Annotated in this window: 11 protein-coding genes; 1 reads left to right on the forward strand and 10 read right to left on the reverse strand. The window is 36.7% G+C overall.

Going from position 1 to position 17,444, the window contains the following annotated elements; translation table 11 throughout:
- Positions 1-94: 94 nt before the first annotated feature.
- Entirely contained in the window at positions 95-427 is a 333-nt protein-coding gene (locus tag B3C18_RS15750) for a YegP family protein (protein WP_291148512.1), read from the forward strand.
- Between the two features lie 52 nt (positions 428-479).
- On the opposite strand, the gene B3C18_RS15755 is transcribed toward B3C18_RS15750, so the two are convergent.
- From B3C18_RS15755 to B3C18_RS15800, 10 genes are all read right to left on the reverse strand, one after another.
- Entirely contained in the window at positions 480-869 is a 390-nt protein-coding gene (locus B3C18_RS15755; RefSeq protein ID WP_291148514.1) for a helix-turn-helix transcriptional regulator, read from the reverse strand.
- A gap of 229 nt (positions 870-1,098) precedes the next feature.
- Positions 1,099-1,503 (reverse strand): hypothetical protein, encoded by a 405-nt coding sequence (locus tag B3C18_RS15760; protein WP_291148518.1) that lies wholly within the window; start codon positions 1,501-1,503, stop codon positions 1,099-1,101.
- Between the two features lie 311 nt (positions 1,504-1,814).
- Positions 1,815-3,746, reverse strand: coding sequence for a family 43 glycosylhydrolase (locus B3C18_RS15765; RefSeq protein ID WP_291148520.1), 1,932 nt, complete (start codon positions 3,744-3,746; stop codon positions 1,815-1,817).
- The gene (locus tag B3C18_RS15770) at positions 3,746-5,113 is read right to left on the reverse strand and encodes a glycoside hydrolase family 27 protein (protein ID WP_291148522.1); all 1,368 of its coding nucleotides are present in this window, start codon (positions 5,111-5,113) and stop codon (positions 3,746-3,748) included. The genes B3C18_RS15765 and B3C18_RS15770 overlap by 1 nt, the downstream gene beginning before the upstream one ends.
- Before the next feature lie 189 nt (positions 5,114-5,302).
- Positions 5,303-7,723, reverse strand: a complete 2,421-nt coding sequence (locus tag B3C18_RS15775; RefSeq protein ID WP_291148524.1) for a sugar-binding domain-containing protein — start codon at positions 7,721-7,723, stop codon at positions 5,303-5,305.
- Positions 7,724-7,838: 115 nt separating this feature from the next.
- Entirely contained in the window at positions 7,839-9,422 is a 1,584-nt protein-coding gene (locus tag B3C18_RS15780) for a glycoside hydrolase (RefSeq protein WP_291148527.1), read from the reverse strand.
- A 126-nt stretch (positions 9,423-9,548) separates the two neighbouring features.
- Positions 9,549-11,186, reverse strand: coding sequence for a glycoside hydrolase (locus B3C18_RS15785; RefSeq protein WP_291148530.1), 1,638 nt, complete (start codon positions 11,184-11,186; stop codon positions 9,549-9,551).
- 1 nt (position 11,187) lies between these two features.
- Positions 11,188-12,789: a RagB/SusD family nutrient uptake outer membrane protein gene (locus tag B3C18_RS15790; RefSeq protein WP_291148532.1), complete on the reverse strand. Its 1,602-nt coding sequence runs from the start codon at positions 12,787-12,789 to the stop codon at positions 11,188-11,190.
- Positions 12,790-12,801: 12 nt separating this feature from the next.
- Positions 12,802-15,834, reverse strand: a complete 3,033-nt coding sequence (locus tag B3C18_RS15795) for a SusC/RagA family TonB-linked outer membrane protein (protein ID WP_291148534.1) — start codon at positions 15,832-15,834, stop codon at positions 12,802-12,804.
- A gap of 45 nt (positions 15,835-15,879) precedes the next feature.
- Positions 15,880-17,277: a hypothetical protein gene (locus B3C18_RS15800; RefSeq protein ID WP_291148536.1), complete on the reverse strand. Its 1,398-nt coding sequence runs from the start codon at positions 17,275-17,277 to the stop codon at positions 15,880-15,882.
- Positions 17,278-17,444: the final 167 nt, after the last annotated feature.

The raw sequence follows: 17,444 nt of genomic DNA on the forward strand, positions 1-17,444 counted from the left end.
ACAATTATTTTTTCTTGCAATATCATTTGTATTATGAAGTTTTGTATTTTTATCAATAGCAAAATATTTTAGTTAACTTAAATAAAAGAACTACATGGGAAAATTTGTAATTACTAAAAGAACCAATGGTGAATTTCAATTCAATTTAAAAGCTGGTAACGGCCAGACCATTTTGACCAGCGAAGGTTATTCGACAAAAGCAGCGGCCTTAAACGGAATTGAATCTGTTAAAACAAACTCTCAGGACGATAATCGTTATGACAGAAAAGAATCTAGTAATGGCAAACCTTATTTTAATTTAAAAGCCAGCAACGGACAAAATATTGGGGCAAGTGAAATGTACGAAAGTGTTTCGGCCAGAGAAAACGGAATCGAGTCGGTAAAAAAGAATGCTCCTGATGCAGATACAGATGATCAGACTGCATAATTAACTGCAAAAAGATATCAAAAAAACGAGGCTCTTAAGCCTCGTTTTTAGTTTATATGTGACCAAACTTCATTTTATATCGGTTTAGTTCTTCTTCTGTTTTATTTAAAAGTTTTTCGAGAAGTTTTATTTTATCTTCATAAAGTTCTTTTAATGCTTCGTCGTTGTTTGAATTAATTAATATGCTTCCGTTGTTACTATTTCCTTTTACAGTATTATAGTTGTTGAAATATCTTTGACTGTCAAAACTTATAATATCTTCTACACTTACTTCTAAAATCCGTGCTATTTCTACTAATTTCACATAGGATAATATTGTTCTTCCTTTTTCTATTTTACTATAACCTGCCTGAGTGACACCAAGTTGATCTGCCATATATTCCTGAGTGTAATTTTTTAACTCTCTAATGCTTTTTATTTTGTTTTTTATTGAAGTTGCCATAAGTTTGATTTGGAGGGAGGGCGTTTGTAACTTAAACAGCCGCAACTGAACTTAGGGGGGTATTGCAGCTTTATTTTGGGGTAATTACAAATGCTGTTTCTGTAGGTCGGTGAAACAGGATTTGCTTATTTTTTTCTAATTATAATTATGAAACCATATACGAGAGCAATAACTATAAAAGCCAGATCGTAACTGGAAATCTCAGTTAATAGTTGGTTCATTGTTATATTTAGTTGGTTGTTTTTAAAATCCGTTCAAATTCAAAATTCAAATACTGATCTATTTGTTTTCCAATTGCCGGACGGTCTAAAGCGTCTATTTTTACTTTAGTTTCTTTTTTGTAGATGTCTTTTACAATCACAAAATAGTCAAATTCTGCCTTGTTATTAAACCGCAGAATAATGAGAAAAGAATAGCACAATAGCGTTGGAATTAAGTAATATAGCTCCATTACATTGGTGAAAATCATGCAGTAATAGGCTAAAACAGTTACGGCAGTAAAAGCGCCGTTTTCAAAAAGATAGGTTTTCTTTTTTTTGAGCAGTCCAAGTTCTACAATTTCATTAAAATTGTACTGCCATTGTTTTGATCCGTACTGAAATTGTACCTGATCATTAGTGAGGAAAATGAACATAATGATAAATAATTAAATCTCTTTAAAGAAAACCTGGTGAGAAAGTTTTCTAAAAAATTGTTTTCGGCTTAAATACATTTGAAAATACTGCAGTGGTAAACAGCACATCATTTCGCAATATTACGCATAATCAGCTTTTTTTTCTTACAAGTCAGCTTATAGAATATAACCAGAGGTTGTAATTAAATCTAATTATAAATTTTACCTTATGATTTAAAAATTCAATATGGCGTTTTACTTATATAAGTAATCCACAAAAAAAGCCACTCCTTTGTGAGGAATGGCTTTTAGAAAGGATAAAGTTACAAAATTTATTTTAAACCGTCGACTCCGGTATGAGTTGGGATTACTTCTTTTATAGTTCCGTCTGAATTAAACTCTAATTTATCAATGCAGACTTCGCGATGAAATCCTCCAGCATCTCCCATTTTAATTCCGGTTGGATAAGAAAATCTATGGTAAACAAGATACCATTCATCTTTATTTGGAATTTGCAAAACGGAATTATGCCCGGTTGCGTGAATTCCAACTTCTGGTTTTCCCTGAATCACAATATTATTTTTTGGGATTTCGATTGGCCCTAAAGGTGATTTTGAGGTTCCGTACCTCACTTTATAATTCGGACTTCTGGTATCGTCTTCGCTCCACAGGAAATAATACGTTCCTTTTCTGTAAATTATATAAGTTCCTTCGCGAAAGGTTTCATCAACTGTAATTACTTTCGTTGTTTCCTCTTTTATCGAAATCATATCGGCATTTAATTCGGCGACAGCCATATATCCATTTCCCCAGTACAAATAACTTTTGCCAGTTTTAGGATCTGTAAATATATCGGGATCAATTTCCTGACCGCCTTTTACACCTTCGGGTCTTGTGCTTATTAATGCTTTTCCGCTGTCTTTAAAAGGCCCCTCAGGATTATCTGAAACTGCCACGCCTATTTTTTGCGCTGCTGTGAAATAATAGAAGTACTGGTATTTGCCTTTTATCTTTTTCTCTACAATACACGGCGCCCACGCATTGCGGTTAGCCCAGCTTACATCTTTTCTTAAATCAAGAATAATTCCTTCGTCTTTCCAGTCTTTTAAATTATCTGAAGAAAAAGTCTTGAAGTAATTTCCAGACCAGCCGTCAAAACCGTCGCTTGTTGGATAGATATAATATTTTTTTGTTTTGTTGGAATATAGAATTTCAGGATCAGCATAATAACCTTCTAAAACTGGGTTATTGTTTACTTTTGGATATTTTGCAGGCATTCCCCATTTGTCTGTGATTCTTTTTAATTCAGAGCGGGTAATGGGTAAAATCGTTCCGTGACGCGGATTAAAATCCATTGAAATATCATTATCAATTACTGTAAAGTTTTCTAAATCTTTGGTTTTAGTAAACTGATATTTTCCTTTTGTATAAACATCATACATTAGGATATATTCGTCTGAATTGTTTAGTTTGAAAACGCTTGAACCTTCAACGCCGTCTTTTGTCTGCTGTAAATAATTATCATTTTCTGTCCATTTTCCCGAAGTTAAATCGGTTGTTGTGGCCACTTTTATTCCTGCCGTTTCCGTTTCTGTTTTATAGAAAAGATGATAAACGCCGTCTTTTTCAATTATATCGCCATCAATACAGGCTCTTTCAGATTTTGGTACAAACAATAATTTTGGCGCGCTTTCCAGAGCTGTGAAATCTTTATTCGCGTAAGCGTAATAAATTTTATCCGGACCTCCTGCATATTGCAGACTGAAATAGATTAAATATTTTCCGGCTTTGGCGTCATAAATAGTCTGCGGTGCCCAAACTCGTTTTAGGTTTTCGTTTCCTGAGAAAGTGGTTTGAATATTTACTACGCTGCTTTTCCAGTTTACCAAATCGGTACTTTTTAGCAAAACCATGGCACGATTGCTATCCCAGCCTTTTGAAGAAGTCATATCGGTCAAAACCATATAAAAAGTTTTCCCATCGTCGCCTCTTAAAATATGCGGATCACGAACGCCTCCGGTTGAACTGATTATTTTACTGTCTAAAACGGGTTTATTATCGTTGAGATGATAATAATGATAACCATCAGCACTTACGGCAAAACGAACGGCCTCTTCTTCAACGGAATTTCCTGTGAAATAAACAAACAAATAGGCTGTTAAATCTTTCTCGGCAATTACGGACGGAATTCCTTTTGTATTCTGGGCTTGTAGAAAATTAAAAATCGATAAAAATAATACAAGGCTAAAATGTGCTTTCTTCATTATTTTTTACTTTTTATTTGATATAAAACAGAACTGTGTGGTTTTAAGTCGGCGGCAATTGTTGTTGATGTTGTTTTAGATTTTTCGTTTGTCCAGATATTCAAAACATCTGCTTCTCCTGAAATGCCAAGATCTGAAAGATTTACCGAAACATTTTGCGAAGCCGTATCTGAAATATTAAATAATGCCAGATAAATACTGCCGTCTTTTGCATTTCTTGATGTCACGGCAATTTGTCCATCTTTTTGGAAAAGCTGTTTTACGGCTGTGCTTTCGTTGTGCATTTTTACCACATTTTTGTTCGTTAATAATGATAAAGTAAAAGCGTCGTTGCTTGGTAAATCTCCGCCAAAAAACAAAGGTGATTTGAAGATATTGAAAAATGTAATCAATGTGTATTGTTCGTCTTTTGTTAAACGAGTCATTCTATCTTCGCCTCGTTCTCCTCTTACTGAAATACGTCCAAGCGGAATCATATCGCAGTCCGGCCATGTTCCCGGCGCAATGTATGGATACCATTTTTGAGCCACATCCATTAAATGGGTTATGTGCGGCCAAGTATCCCAAACATCGTCAACCATACGCCACATATTGGCGTGCGTGGTTACGTGCGGAGCAGCCTCAATTGGCGTTTCTCCCGGCGAAGTGCTTAATACAATTTTGCGTCCGCATTTGTCAATTGCATTTCTAATTAAGTTGATTTCGCCTTCGTGATACGGTCTTGATAAATCGTCAATTTTAATAAAATCTACGCCCCATTGTGCGTACAATTCAAAAATAGAATTATAGTATTCCTGCGCTCCCGGTTTATCTGCTACAATTGTATAATTATCTTTTAACCATTCGCATTGCAAAGCGGTAGTATAAATTTGGTCTGCCGTAACTCCGTTTGCGGCTTTTATTGGAAGTTTGTCTTCAACGGCTTTTTTCGGGATTCCGCGCATGATATGAATTCCGAATTTTAAATCTTTTTTATGGATATAATCTGCTAAAGGTTTGAATCCCTGTCCGTCTTTTGCTGATGGAAAACGGTTAACCGCTGGTAAATATCTTCCATATTGATCGATTACATAACGCGGGTCTGTTTGGTTGTAGCCTCCTGCTTTGTCATTTTCTACAAACCATCGAATATCAACCACAACATATTCCCAGCCAAATTTCTTTAGATTTTTAGCCATGTAATCGGCGTTGGCTTTTACTTCGTGTTCTTCAACAGTTGGTCCGTAACAATCCCAGCTGTTCCAACCCATTGGCGGGGTTTGTGCCCATTGTTTGAATTCGTCTTTTTGGAAAGTTTTGTTTTGTGAATTGGCTGAAATTGATATCAAAACCAATCCGAATGCCAATATTTTATTTTTTATTTTCATATTAAATAAATGTATATTACACATTTTAAATGTAAGAAATTATTTTTTTAAACACATAGAAACATAGATTTCATTATTTTTAAAGGATACAAAAAGAAACTAGTTTCTAACACATAGCTATGTGCATTGAAACAAGTGAAACGCCTTTTTCAGGCTTTCAAAAGCTATGTTCCTATGTGTTTAAATTTTCTACTTTACATTAATGGTAACCTCAACTGGTTTTAACCATTGACTTGTAAAGGTTACTTTAATTGGCTGCGCTTCTCCAGTTGCCTGAATATAAGCCGCGATATGTCCATGAAATACTCTTTGCACATTATCTGTATAATCTGTCATGTCGCTGTTATTTCCTGCTTCAAGTCCTAATAAAGTTCCCGGGCCGCTTATCGTGCAGGTTACTTCGTTGTCTGAAAGCATTACAGGTAAACCGTTTTGATCTTTTACCTGAACCATTATTTTGGCAACGCCTTTGTCTTTAGAAATGGTAATGTTTTTATCTGCAATGGTTAATTCAACTGGCTGCTGCGTTGTTGTAATGGCATATCTGCTAACTTCTTTGTCCTTTTGATCTAAACCAATTACTTCTAATTTTCCTGAAGTAAAAGAAATATCCCAATAAATAATTCCGGTTTTTTCGTCGTAAAGTTTGGTTTCTCCCACTACTTTTCCGTTTAGTTCTAAACGTGCTTTTGCAGCATTGGTATAACAAACTACACGAATTTTTTCCCCATCTTTGTAGTTCCAGATTGCCCATGCATCTTTAGAAATGTCTTTTTCATTTGTTAATGAATAAGTTCCAATATAAGCCATTGGTTTATCTGACCATAATGACTGACGGAAATATCCTCTTGGCTTGATAATGCCTGCAAAATCAACTAAACCGGAGTAAAATCCTCTTGAAGGCCATCTTCCAGATTCTCCTAAATAATCAATTCCTGTCCATAAAAATTGTCCAAAAATGTGTTTGTTGTTTTTTACAGCAAGCCAAGGTTCGATATCGTGTACGTTTTCACTTCCGTAGATTACTCTTTTAGGATATTTTTCGTGATCGATTTGGTATTTACTTTCTGTATAATTGTATCCTGTAATGTCTAAAGCGCCCGGGTATTCTGTTTCGTTAGACATGGCAACTCCTGCTAATCCGGCAGTTGTTGGGCGTGATTTATCATATTTTTTTACTGCTGCTACCAAACGTTTTGCAATGGCTCCCAAACGCATGGCATCTGGTGCATCTTTTTTGTAACCGCCGTAAGCTGCCTGCCCGAAACCGTCTTTTCCTTTATCTAAAACCGGATGCGAATACGGATCGTTTGGATAATCGACTTCGTTACCTATACTCCATCCAAAAACTGATAAATGGTTTCTGTCGCGACGAACAAAATCTTCTAAATCTTTTTCTGCGTATTCTGCAAAAATATCAAATGAACCTTCGAATCCCGGAGTTCCGTAATTCCAACCTTCCAGCCATTTACGCTTTGGAAATTCCCATTCGTCATAAGCTTCGTTTAAAACTAAAATTCCTAATTCATCGCAAAGTTCATAGAAAACGGGAGCTTGCGGATTATGACTTGTACGGATTGCATTTACGCCAATTTCTTTAAGTGTTTTTAGTCTTGTTTCCCAAACTTCGCGCGGAACTGCCGAACCTAAAACTCCAGCATCGTGATGCAGACAAACGCCTTTCATTTTCATCCATTTTCCGTTTAAGGCAAAACCGTTATTCGGGTCGAATGTAAAAGTTCTAAAACCTGTTTTGGTAACGGTTTGATCGATTTGTTTACCCTCTTTTAAAACGGTTGTTTTTAGCTGATATAAATTCGGGTTTTCTAAATCCCATATTTGCGGATTTTTTACGCTTAATTTGGTTGAAATTTTTCCGTTTTGATTGGCTGCAACTTCCACTTTTGAAGAAGATTTTGCAACCGATTTTCCCTCTTTTGAAATCAATTCGTTTACAATAGTAAGACTTGATTTTGCTTTTGAATCATTTTCTACATCAACCTCAACATTTAAAGTTCCTGTTCCGTTTTTTACTTCCGTATAAGCGTAAACTCCCCATTGCCCAATATGAACCGGATTTGCGTATACTAAATAAACGTCTCTGTAAATTCCTGAGCCTGTGTACCATCTTGAATCGGCACTTTGACTGTGATCTACTCGAACAGAGATTGTGTTTTCTCCTCCAAATTTCACATATTGAGTCGCATCATAAGCAAAAGAAATATAGCCATTTGGACGTTTTCCTAACGAATGTCCGTTGATGAAAACTTCGCTTCTGTTGTAAACGCCTTCAAAGTATAAATAGACTTTTTCGCCACTCTTGCTTTGCGGAATATTTACTGATTTTCTGTACCAGCCAATTCCGCCCGGCAAATATCCTGTACAACTTGCCAATGTTGGACTCAATTGTCCTTTTACGCTCCAGTCGTGTGGAACGTTTACGGACTGCCATTTGCTATCGTCAAAGGCTGTATTTTTTGCATCCGGAGTTTCCTGAAGATTAAACTTCCAGTTGTCATTGATTTTTTGTGAATCTCCAAATGATATCTGACTAAATGCCGATAAACAGGAGAAGAGAAGTACGGGTAATAGGATTTTTTTTGTAAACATTTTTTTAAAGGTTCTAAGGTGCTGAGATGCTAAGGTTCTGAGTTTTTTTGTTTCAGGTTTCAAGTTTCAGTTTCCTCGCTAATGTGAAACCTGAAACTTGAAACTAACTTTATTTTTATTGAAATTCTCCCACAAATGTCACTACAGACCTTGCAGGTATTTCTAAATCATTAATTTTCTGAGCTGCTGTTCTTTTTAAGTTTGAATTTTCAGATGTTATGTATGGTGTGAATTCGTTGTTTTTTACGGCTCCTTTTGATAAATTGAACTTGTATTTTTGGGGAGATTTTCCGCAGTTAACTGCAACTACAATTAGTTTTTTATTCGCTGTATCTTTATAAGCGGTTAACATTACATCATTTGCAGCGTCTAATTCATTTTGGTTTGGAACATCAATTCTCTGCATTCCCGGACGTACGAAAAGCGAATAATTTCCTAAAGCCCAAAGCAGTTTTGAATCGTGAAATTCTCCGTCGTTTCTAACATAATTAGGTTCAGTTCCTCCGTTGCTTTTTCCATCATCCAAGTAAATTAAACCATCTTTGTAATCAACTCTGGTTAGGGATGTCCACCATTGCCATGAAGCGGCGTTGGCAACTGCAATATCATTGTGAATTAAACGTGCTACAAATAAAGCGGTCTGCATTCCTAAATCTCTTCCTCCGCCTGAACCGCCAGGAATTTCAGCTTCTCCAGGATTTTCTAAAATACAGTATTCCGACTGCCAGTATTTTAATCCCGGGGTTTGTTTGATATTGGCAGCGATTAGTTTTCGGCTTAAAACTTGTTTTTCAACAGGCCATGTTGTAAAATAACTGTGTCCGAGAATCACATTTTTTACATTTGAAAGTTTCGAAATATTCGTTTTTGATTTTCCGAAGAAATAATCAATTTGATTATCCCTGTTTTCGGCATTTACATTTTCATATAAATAATTGATTTGGGCGGCTTCGGCAATTACAATTTCTGTACTCATTTTATTGGCTTTGAGTTTTTCAGAAAGTGATTTCGTCAAAGCATAAATTTCGTCGTTTGTTGCCGGAGTTCCTTCCTGACTGTTTTTATCTCCGTTATTAGGCATCCATTCCCATTGCGGTTCGTTTATTGGGCTTATGTAATCGAATTTGATTCCTTCTTTTTTCTCTAATCCCTGAATGCTTTGAACTAAGAAATCGGCAAATTTTGGAATTGCTCCATCTTTTAGATTCAGTTTATTCTTTTGGGATGCAAAAGATAATCCGTTGTTTGTCATTGATACCGGCGGACTATTTGTAAAAATCAGAAATTTATCGACACCTCGTTTTTTGGCTGCCTGTAGAAACCATCTTTGGCCTTCTTGTTTGGAGAAATCGTAAGTTCCGTCAGCATTTAAAAAACATTCGCTTCTTCTCCATTCATCAGAAACTTTGCTGTTTTCTCCTTGTTCTGTACTTCCGGCTCCGAGATTAAATCTCCAGATTGAAAGCCCAATTCCTTTTGGATTTCCGTCTGCATCAATTTCTTTGCTAAAAAGTAAATCGGCAATGGCATTCTTTTTTTGCTCCGGCCAATTTTTCCCCACAAACTGGGTTCTCCAGGCATCAGAACCTCCAAAACCGTCCATGGTTTGTACAACATTATCTGTGCTGATGATAGCAGTTCGCTGTGAAAATGACAGCGAACTTGTTATCAATAAAAGCGAGATATATATTTTTCTCATTTATTTTTTTGTTTTTTTTAACCGCAAAGTGCGCTAAGGTTTACGCAAGGTTCGCTAAGTTTAGTATTAGCTTTGCGAACCTTGCGATTTTTCTTTGTGACCTTTGCTTGCGGTTAATTTTTATTCTTACTTATAACTTCCTACATAAGTCACAACCGCTCTAGCCGGAATCTCAAAACTCGTCGCATCAACAGCAGTTCCTTTCTTCAAACTCAAAGTTTCAGAAGTGGTATAAGGCGTTAATTTATTATCTGTTAAAGCTCCTCCTGCAAGATTTAATTTATAGGCTTTCGCCGATTTGCTGATGTTAACGGCCACAACAACGAGCTTTTTATTTGCTGCATCTTTGTATGCGGTTACCATTACATCATTCACGGAAGTGGCATTATCTACACTCGGAATCTGCACTCTTACCATTCCCGGTTTTACGAAGAATGAAAAGTTTCCTAATGCCCAAAGTGTTTTTGAATCTCTGATATAACCGTCGTTTTTGCAATAATCTGAGTTTCCGGCTCCATTGCTTGCGCCATCATCTACGTGAATTAAACCGTCTTTGTAATCGCCGCGGCTAATGGCTGTCCACCATTGCCAAGACGTAACGCCGCCAACTGCAATATCTGTATTGATAATTCTTGCTGTCCAAAGTGCTAAAGACATTCCTAAATCTCTTCCTGCACCTGCTCCGCCCGGTAATTCAGATGTTCCCGGACTTTCCAGAACGCAGTATTCAGACGACCAAAGGCTGATGTTTCCTGCTCCCTGAATTCTGGAAGCTGCCAATTGTCTTGAAGAAACCATTTCGTTTAAAGGCCATGCCTGCCAGTAACTGTGTGCTGAAATGGTTTTCTTTACATTACTTAATCCGCTGATTTTTTTAGCTGAATTGGCTCCAAAGAAATAATCAACTTGGTTGGATCTGCTTTCTTTACCCGAAACTGTTTTATACAAAGGTTCATAAGCTCCCGCTTCGCCAACTACGATTTGTGCTTCAACTCCTTTTGATTGTAATTTTGGAGATAAAATATTTACGAAACTGTAAATGTTAGCGTTTGTAGCCGGAGAACCTTCCTGATTTGTTCCGTCCCATTCGTATTGCGGTTCGTTGAACGGACTCACATAATCGATTGTTAAACCTTGTTCTGTTTTTAATTTATCTAAAGCGTTTGCCCAGAAATCAGCCAGTTCTGGCATTTTTCCATCTTTTAAATTGTAAAATTCTTTGATGGTGGCGTGTGCTTTTCCGTTTTGGGTTAAGTAAACTGGAGCACTATTGGCGAAAGCCAATAATTTTTCGACACCACGTTCTCTCGCAGCTTTCATAAACCAAACTTGTCCGGCTTGTTTGTTCATGTTATAACTTACGCCATCTGTTGTAAAACATTCTGTACGTCTCCATTCGTCGTTAATATCGCTGGCATCGCCTTGTTCTGAACTTCCTGCTCCAAGATTGAAACGCCATAATGATAATCCGATTCCTTTTGGGTTTCCATCGGCATCAAAATCTTTGCTGAATAATAAATCGGCAATTTTATTTCTTTTGTCTGAAGGCCAGTTTTTCCCAATAAAGTTACACTGCCACGCATCAGAAGCTCCAAAACTTTCCATTGTCTGCAAAGGCATATCCAGATTTACCTTTAATTCTGCTGTACCAGATTCTGAATTTGAATCTCCGTTGTTTTCAGAATCGCAGCTTACTAATAAAGTGCTGGCGAAAAGCAAGCCTGCACACAGCAGACTTACTTTATTGTTGTTTAAAAACCTCATTTTAGTAACCTGGATTTTGAGTGATTAATCCACCGCTTAAGTCAATTTCTAATTGTGGTATTGGCCACAATAAGTTTTTAGCCGGATTAAAATTGATTCCTTTGTCTTGTGATTCTCTTGTATTTGTAGTTTCATACGGATCTGTAGAATTCAGGTTGTACTGAACAAAAGTTCCGTTTGGTCCCATTAGAGATTCAATTACTGGTCTTCCGGTTGTTGGGTCTTTTTCACGGCGAATATCAAATAAACGTAATCCTTCAAAAGCTAACTCTAAACGACGCTCTTTGTAGATTTGTTTTAAAAGTGTTGGACCGGAAATTCCTGTTTTTGGTGTTAACTGAACGCGCGCTCTGATGATATTGATATCTGCTAATGCATCGCCGCCTGTATGATAATTTGCTTCTGCTCTTGTCAAATACATTTCTGCCAAACGAATCAGCGGAATGTTTAATGGTAAGTGTCCGTCTTTTTTATCTAACGCACGACGCGTCGCAATTGGAATATAATATTTACGGCAGATACGCCCTGATTTATTATCGTTTAAACTGAATTTATGTGTTGGGTTTAAAGTCTCATCTCCATAAGCAGGTTCTCCCCATTTTGTAATGGTGCTTTTGCGGCGGATTTCGTCATTTTCAGATAAATAAGCGTTTTCTAAATCGCTGGTTGGCATACACCATCCCCAGCCGTCCAAAACATCCTGTGCATCGTTGCTTGGGAAATTTTTCTTGTCTTCGCCTCTTGCTCCTGATAAAGTTGGTAAAGCGGCTCCTAAACTTTTGTCTTGTACAGATGATGTCTGTGCTTCCAAAATGGATTCAACTCCATTATGATTGTTTACATTCCAGACATTTAAAAAATTGGCTTCCAATTGAAATGGTCCTTCTGTAATTACTTTGTTTGAATATAATTTGGCATCGGCCCATTTTTCCTGAAATAAAGTAACACGAGCTAATAAAGCATACGCTGCCCATTTGTTAATTCTTCCGTCTCTTTTTACTGGAGCACTTTCTAATCTTGATGCTGCTTCTTTAAGATCGGCTTCAATTTGAGCGTAAACATCTGCCGCAGAACTGCGCTGTAAAGTCAAATCGCCTGTTCCTAAAGATTTTGTGTATAACGGAACTCCGCCAAAAAGATTTACCAATTCGTAGTAGCAATAAGCACGAACAAATAGTGATTCTCCCATATATTGATTTCTTTGTGCATCAGAAATTGGCGAGTTTGCCATTTTCTCTAAACCAATATTTGCTGACTGAATGGTGTAAAAATGAGCGGTGTAAATACTGCTCATATCTCCCATATTATCTGGCGTAATGATGTATTGAGAACATGGTCTGTGCGCACCGCTGTCCTGTCCTGTGTTTCCCATCCAGGCATCATCTGTAGACATTTCGTTGGTAACTCTTGGCGCAGTTAATGTCCACCAGTCTTTTGCTAATAACAAACGCTGTGTTAATTCATTAGCATAGTTTTCGCATTCCTGCGCAGTTTGAAAATAGTTTTCTAAAGTCTGCGTTCCTCTTTCTTCTTTTTCGATAAAATCGTCACAAGAAACTGTAAATGCGGCTAAAGCTATTATGGATACTAGTATTTTTTTCATGATCGTTTTTTATTAAAATGCAACATTAAGACCCATCAGGATTGTTGGCTGTACAGGATAATTCCATCCGCCAAAACCTGATCCTTTAACTCTGTCTCCTGTATTAGGATCTCCGCCGGCTACTTCAGGATCAACTCCTGTGTAGTTTGTCCATGTCCATAAATTTTGTCCGGATAATGAAATTCTCAATTTATCTAAACCAAATTTGTTGTAGAAAGAATACCCTAACTGAAGGTTTTTCATGCGTACGAAAGAACCATCTTCAACATACAGAGACGAGAATTTTGTATAGTTCTCATTATTGTCGTCTTTTGATAAACGCGGAATGTAGTTTGAAGTTCCTTCACCGTGCCAGGCCATTTGATCTAATCCGTTTACTTTGTTTGTTAAACTTGCTCCGTTGTATAAATCTGAAATGTTTTGGTTTACGATGTCATTTCCAATACTTGAATAGAAATTAGCTACTAAATCGAAATTTTTATATCCAAAATTCAAGTTCAAACCTACATTGTAATCTGCCCATGGAGAACCAATTTTTGTTCTGTCTTTATCATCCAGTTTTCCGTCGCCATTTACATCTTTAAAACGAACATCTCCCAATTGTGCATAAGGCTGTAATTTTGTTCCGTGTTCGTCTGTATGAGAATTTAATTCCGTTTGGTTTTGGAATAAACCATCGGCAACATATCCGTAAAAATATCCCGGTTCTTCCCCTTTTACAGTTAAAGTTCTGTTGCTTGCGCCGTATAATTTTTCTCCTTCAGATGACAGAGAAAGCATTTCGACATTTACGGTTGTAAAAGTTAAGTCTACACCGTATGAGAAATCGCCTTTTTTATCTTTATAAGAAATTAATAAATCGATTCCGCTTGACTGCATTGAACCTACGTTTGTCCACATTGTAGAAAATCCAGGGAATCCGCTGTAAGTTGGAAATTGTTTCAGGAACAACATATCGTGTGTTTTCTTTTGATAATATTCTAATGATCCTGAAAGTTTGTTTTTCCATAATCCGAAATCAATTCCAAAACTTACATCTTCTACCGTTTCCCATTTAATATCTTTATTAGCCATTGATGATGGATAAGAAGTATCAACAACCTGTCCGTCGATTATATAAAATCCCTGACCAATGTTTGACTGATAAACAGCACTTGGTAAATTTTGATTTCCTACTTTACCCCATCCTGCTCTAAATCTTAAATCACTTAAAACATCTTTTGTAGGTTCCATAAATCCTTCATTTAAAATTCTCCATGAAACAGAAGCCGATGGGAAATTTGCCCATTTGTTATTGGCCATGAATTTTGAAGAACCATCTCGTCTAAAAGTTCCTGTGAAATAATATTTACCATCGTAGTTATACGAAAAACGAGAGAGATAAGACATTATAGAACTTGACCAGCTGTTTCCGCCGCTGTTACGGTTTTTAGTTGCGGCATTTAACTCTCTCATAGAATCTGAGTTATTTGGCACACCTTCTCCGTAACCCCAAACATCGTTTCCGTTGTACTCTTCCATTGTATTACCAATCATTAAGGAAGCGTTGTGTTTTCCTGCAAATGTTTTGTTGTAGGTTACCGTATTCTGCCACGTCCAGTCTACATTGTTTGTTGCTCTTCTTTCGATAGTATTGATTTCTGCTTTTTCGTGCGCGGCATCGATTACGAAATCTGGAGTAAATTTGCTCCAAATTTTATCTCCAACCTCAACAGAAGCCTGTGTACGAATTACTAAACCTTTTATAGGTTCGTACTGTAAATATCCATTTGTATTTAAATTGTACTGGTCTGTGTAATCGTCGTAACGGTTTACAGCTGCAACCGGATTCCATACATACGACGGAGAACGTGCATAAATACTGTATTCATTTTCTAATCCTGTTAACTGATCTGCAGGTTTGTAAATTGGTGTAATGGGATCAATTTTGTCAAAATCTGCCCAGTTGCCCGGTGCGCCCCAAGTTTCGTAACGTGGGTTTAAAGTAATTCCGGCTGAGAATTTATCAGAGAATTTAAAATCATTTGCAATTCTCATCGTAACTCTTTCCCATCCGCCTATTCCGTACATAGATTCTGAGTTATAGTAATTCAGGCTTATAGCATACGTATGTTTGTCTGAACCGCCGCTTACTCCAAAAGAAGCATTCGTTACAGGAGTTCCGGTTTTAATTCCGGCTCTCCACCAGTCTGTTGTTTTTCCTTTGTATTGAGAAGGATTTGGCAGATAATCTGAATAACCTGAATTGTTGTAAGCTTTATTCATAATCGTTGCATAACCTTCGGCATCAGCCATATTATAGGGATTATTCATGATCTGCATACCTGAACTCAAATCAAAATTGAATCTTGTTTTTCCAACTTTTCCTTTTTTAGTCGTAATCAGAATAACTCCGTTTGATGCACGAGAACCGTAAATAGCACTTGCAGAAGCATCTTTTAAAACTTCCATAGATTCAATTTCATTATTGCTTAAGAAATTGATACTCGTTCCCATCGGGATTCCGTCTACCACATAAAGCGGATCTGTACTTAAGTTTACGGTAGAAATTCCACGAATTAAAACTCTTGGCTGTGCGCCCGGCCCGCCTTGTCCTGTAACCTGAACTCCGGAAACTTTTCCTTGCAATGATTCGGTTACGTTACCTACTGTCATGGTTTGTAATTCTTTTCCTTTTATAGAAGAAATTGAACTCGTTACAGTGCTCTTTTTTACTGCGGCATAACCTACAACCACGATTTCATCTAAGGCCTGACTTGATTCCTGAAGTACAATATTGATCTCGGTTTTATCGCCAACGGCTACTAATTGAGTTGTAAATCCAACAAATGAAAACTCGATTTGTGCATTTTTGTTTGGAATATTGATTGTATAATTTCCGTCGAAATCAGTCGCTGCAGATGTTGAAGTTCCTTTTACAATTACGTTTACTCCCGGAATTGGTACATTTGCTTTATCCTTAACAGTTCCTTTTATTTTTATTTGTCCAAATGATACAGCAGTACACAAAAGGGCAATAAAAAACCATATATATTTAAATTTCATATTTAGATGTTTTATTTATTAATGTTATAAAAGCCTGATAACAAATTATTTCTTTGTTATAAAAACTCTCTCTAACTCTGTATCAAGAACTACTTTGTAAACTCCGGCCACTGCAGGGTATTTTGCATTTCCGTTTTCTCCAGGCGACATGGTACAAATACCATTTTTAATTAATCTCCATGAAGGGCTCCACCATTGACCTGTAAAAGTCGCTTCCATTTGTCCTGTCAAAGTATATTCTCCTACTAATTGATAAGGGTTGTTTGGATTATTTGCTAAATGCAGTCCTGTTTGAACCCAAGCCGTCCATGTATCCCAATCTGCACCCTGAATTCCGCCGCCGCAAACGCTTACGAATGGTCTTCTTAAAGCTTCATCATCATGCCATAATCCGTTCGCAATATCTGCCCATACTTTGCTTGAAGGTGTGTATTTTGTGGCTGTATATTTTAAAGTATTTGGATTTACTTTTATACTATAATATCCTTTTGTTGGAAGAATAATAGCTGTTGAAGCAACATCGTCTACTAATTCTCCAGACGTATTTAAACCAAAACAATGCGGGGCAAAATCTGATTCCTGACCTAAGAAATAAATTTCTTTATTGTCTTTATCTGCATAGTATTTGAATTCGAAATCCTGTCCGTTTTTTTCGTGGAAATACATTGGAACTCCAACTGCATCAGTCGTAAGGTTTGTACCTTTTGGCTGATCGCATAAATAAAGCGCCGGATATTCGTTTGTTGCGACAATATTTACGCTTAAAGTTCCTGTATTCGGAATCGCAAATTTGTCTTTTGCTGTGATAGTTAATACATAATCTGCAGCAGTTACAGGCAGTGTATAGGTTTTATTAAAAGTGTATGATTGTGGCGAACCTGTTAACGTAACGGTTTCGTCAATACCAAGTGCTTCACATTTAACCTGAACATAATCAATTCCAGAATCGTCGTTTACTACAAAATTTACCGGCATTTCGTTACTTGTAGATAACAAGATAACGGCGCCTTCTTTTGGCGTAACCATTGTTATGGAAGGAGCTGCAAATTCGCCGTCTAAACGCAGATTGGCTTCTTCGTTTACCACATTTCCAGAAACGTCTGTAATAATTAATTTTATTTTGAATGCTTCAGAAGTTCCTCTGTTTGCCGGAACTTCAAAAAAGTAACTCAAATCGTATGATTTTAAAAGCGGATCTGTTGCAAATGAGATTACTTTATCAAGCGATAATTCTGGAATTTGAATCTCTACGCTTTTTAATCCTAAATCATCAGCCAGAGCGGCTTTGATTTCAAATTTTCTGCTTGGTGCACCATAAATTTCTTTCGTTGATACCACTACCGTAGGATTATCAGAACTTGGAAATCCTGATTCGTTATTTTGACATCCGGTAAAAAAGATGGCAAAAAGGGTAAGAAAAAATAAAAATACATTTTTTTTCATTTCTTAATTTTTAAAGTTAGGTTTAGTTAGTTTGTCGTTTTCTAAAAACGTAAGTTGGTTTAAACTTGTAGGTCATTTTTTAAGTTTGGTCTTATCTGTTCGTGAGGCAAAAACAGACTGCAATTGATTATCTGGTTATTTTCATATTGGTGAGTTTGGTTAATTGT

Source organism: Flavobacterium sp. UBA7680 (assembly GCF_002482975.1).
In the GTDB taxonomy this organism is placed as follows: domain Bacteria; phylum Bacteroidota; class Bacteroidia; order Flavobacteriales; family Flavobacteriaceae; genus Flavobacterium.

Excerpts from the sequence above, each read along its gene's own strand:
- B3C18_RS15760 (WP_291148518.1), bottom strand. The coding sequence starts at position 1,503 with ATGTTCATTTTCCTCACTAATGATCAGGTACAATTTCAGTACGGATCA.
- B3C18_RS15755 (WP_291148514.1), bottom strand. The coding sequence starts at position 869 with ATGGCAACTTCAATAAAAAACAAAATAAAAAGCATTAGAGAGTTAAAA.
- B3C18_RS15800 (WP_291148536.1), bottom strand. The coding sequence starts at position 17,277 with ATGAAAAAAAATGTATTTTTATTTTTTCTTACCCTTTTTGCCATCTTT.
- B3C18_RS15790 (WP_291148532.1), bottom strand. The coding sequence starts at position 12,789 with ATGAAAAAAATACTAGTATCCATAATAGCTTTAGCCGCATTTACAGTT.
- B3C18_RS15765 (WP_291148520.1), bottom strand. The coding sequence starts at position 3,746 with ATGAAGAAAGCACATTTTAGCCTTGTATTATTTTTATCGATTTTTAAT.
- B3C18_RS15795 (WP_291148534.1), bottom strand. The coding sequence starts at position 15,834 with ATGAAATTTAAATATATATGGTTTTTTATTGCCCTTTTGTGTACTGCT.
- B3C18_RS15780 (WP_291148527.1), bottom strand. The coding sequence starts at position 9,422 with ATGAGAAAAATATATATCTCGCTTTTATTGATAACAAGTTCGCTGTCA.
- B3C18_RS15750 (WP_291148512.1), top strand. The coding sequence starts at position 95 with ATGGGAAAATTTGTAATTACTAAAAGAACCAATGGTGAATTTCAATTC.
- B3C18_RS15770 (WP_291148522.1), bottom strand. The coding sequence starts at position 5,113 with ATGAAAATAAAAAATAAAATATTGGCATTCGGATTGGTTTTGATATCA.
- B3C18_RS15775 (WP_291148524.1), bottom strand. The coding sequence starts at position 7,723 with ATGTTTACAAAAAAAATCCTATTACCCGTACTTCTCTTCTCCTGTTTA.
- B3C18_RS15785 (WP_291148530.1), bottom strand. The coding sequence starts at position 11,186 with ATGAGGTTTTTAAACAACAATAAAGTAAGTCTGCTGTGTGCAGGCTTG.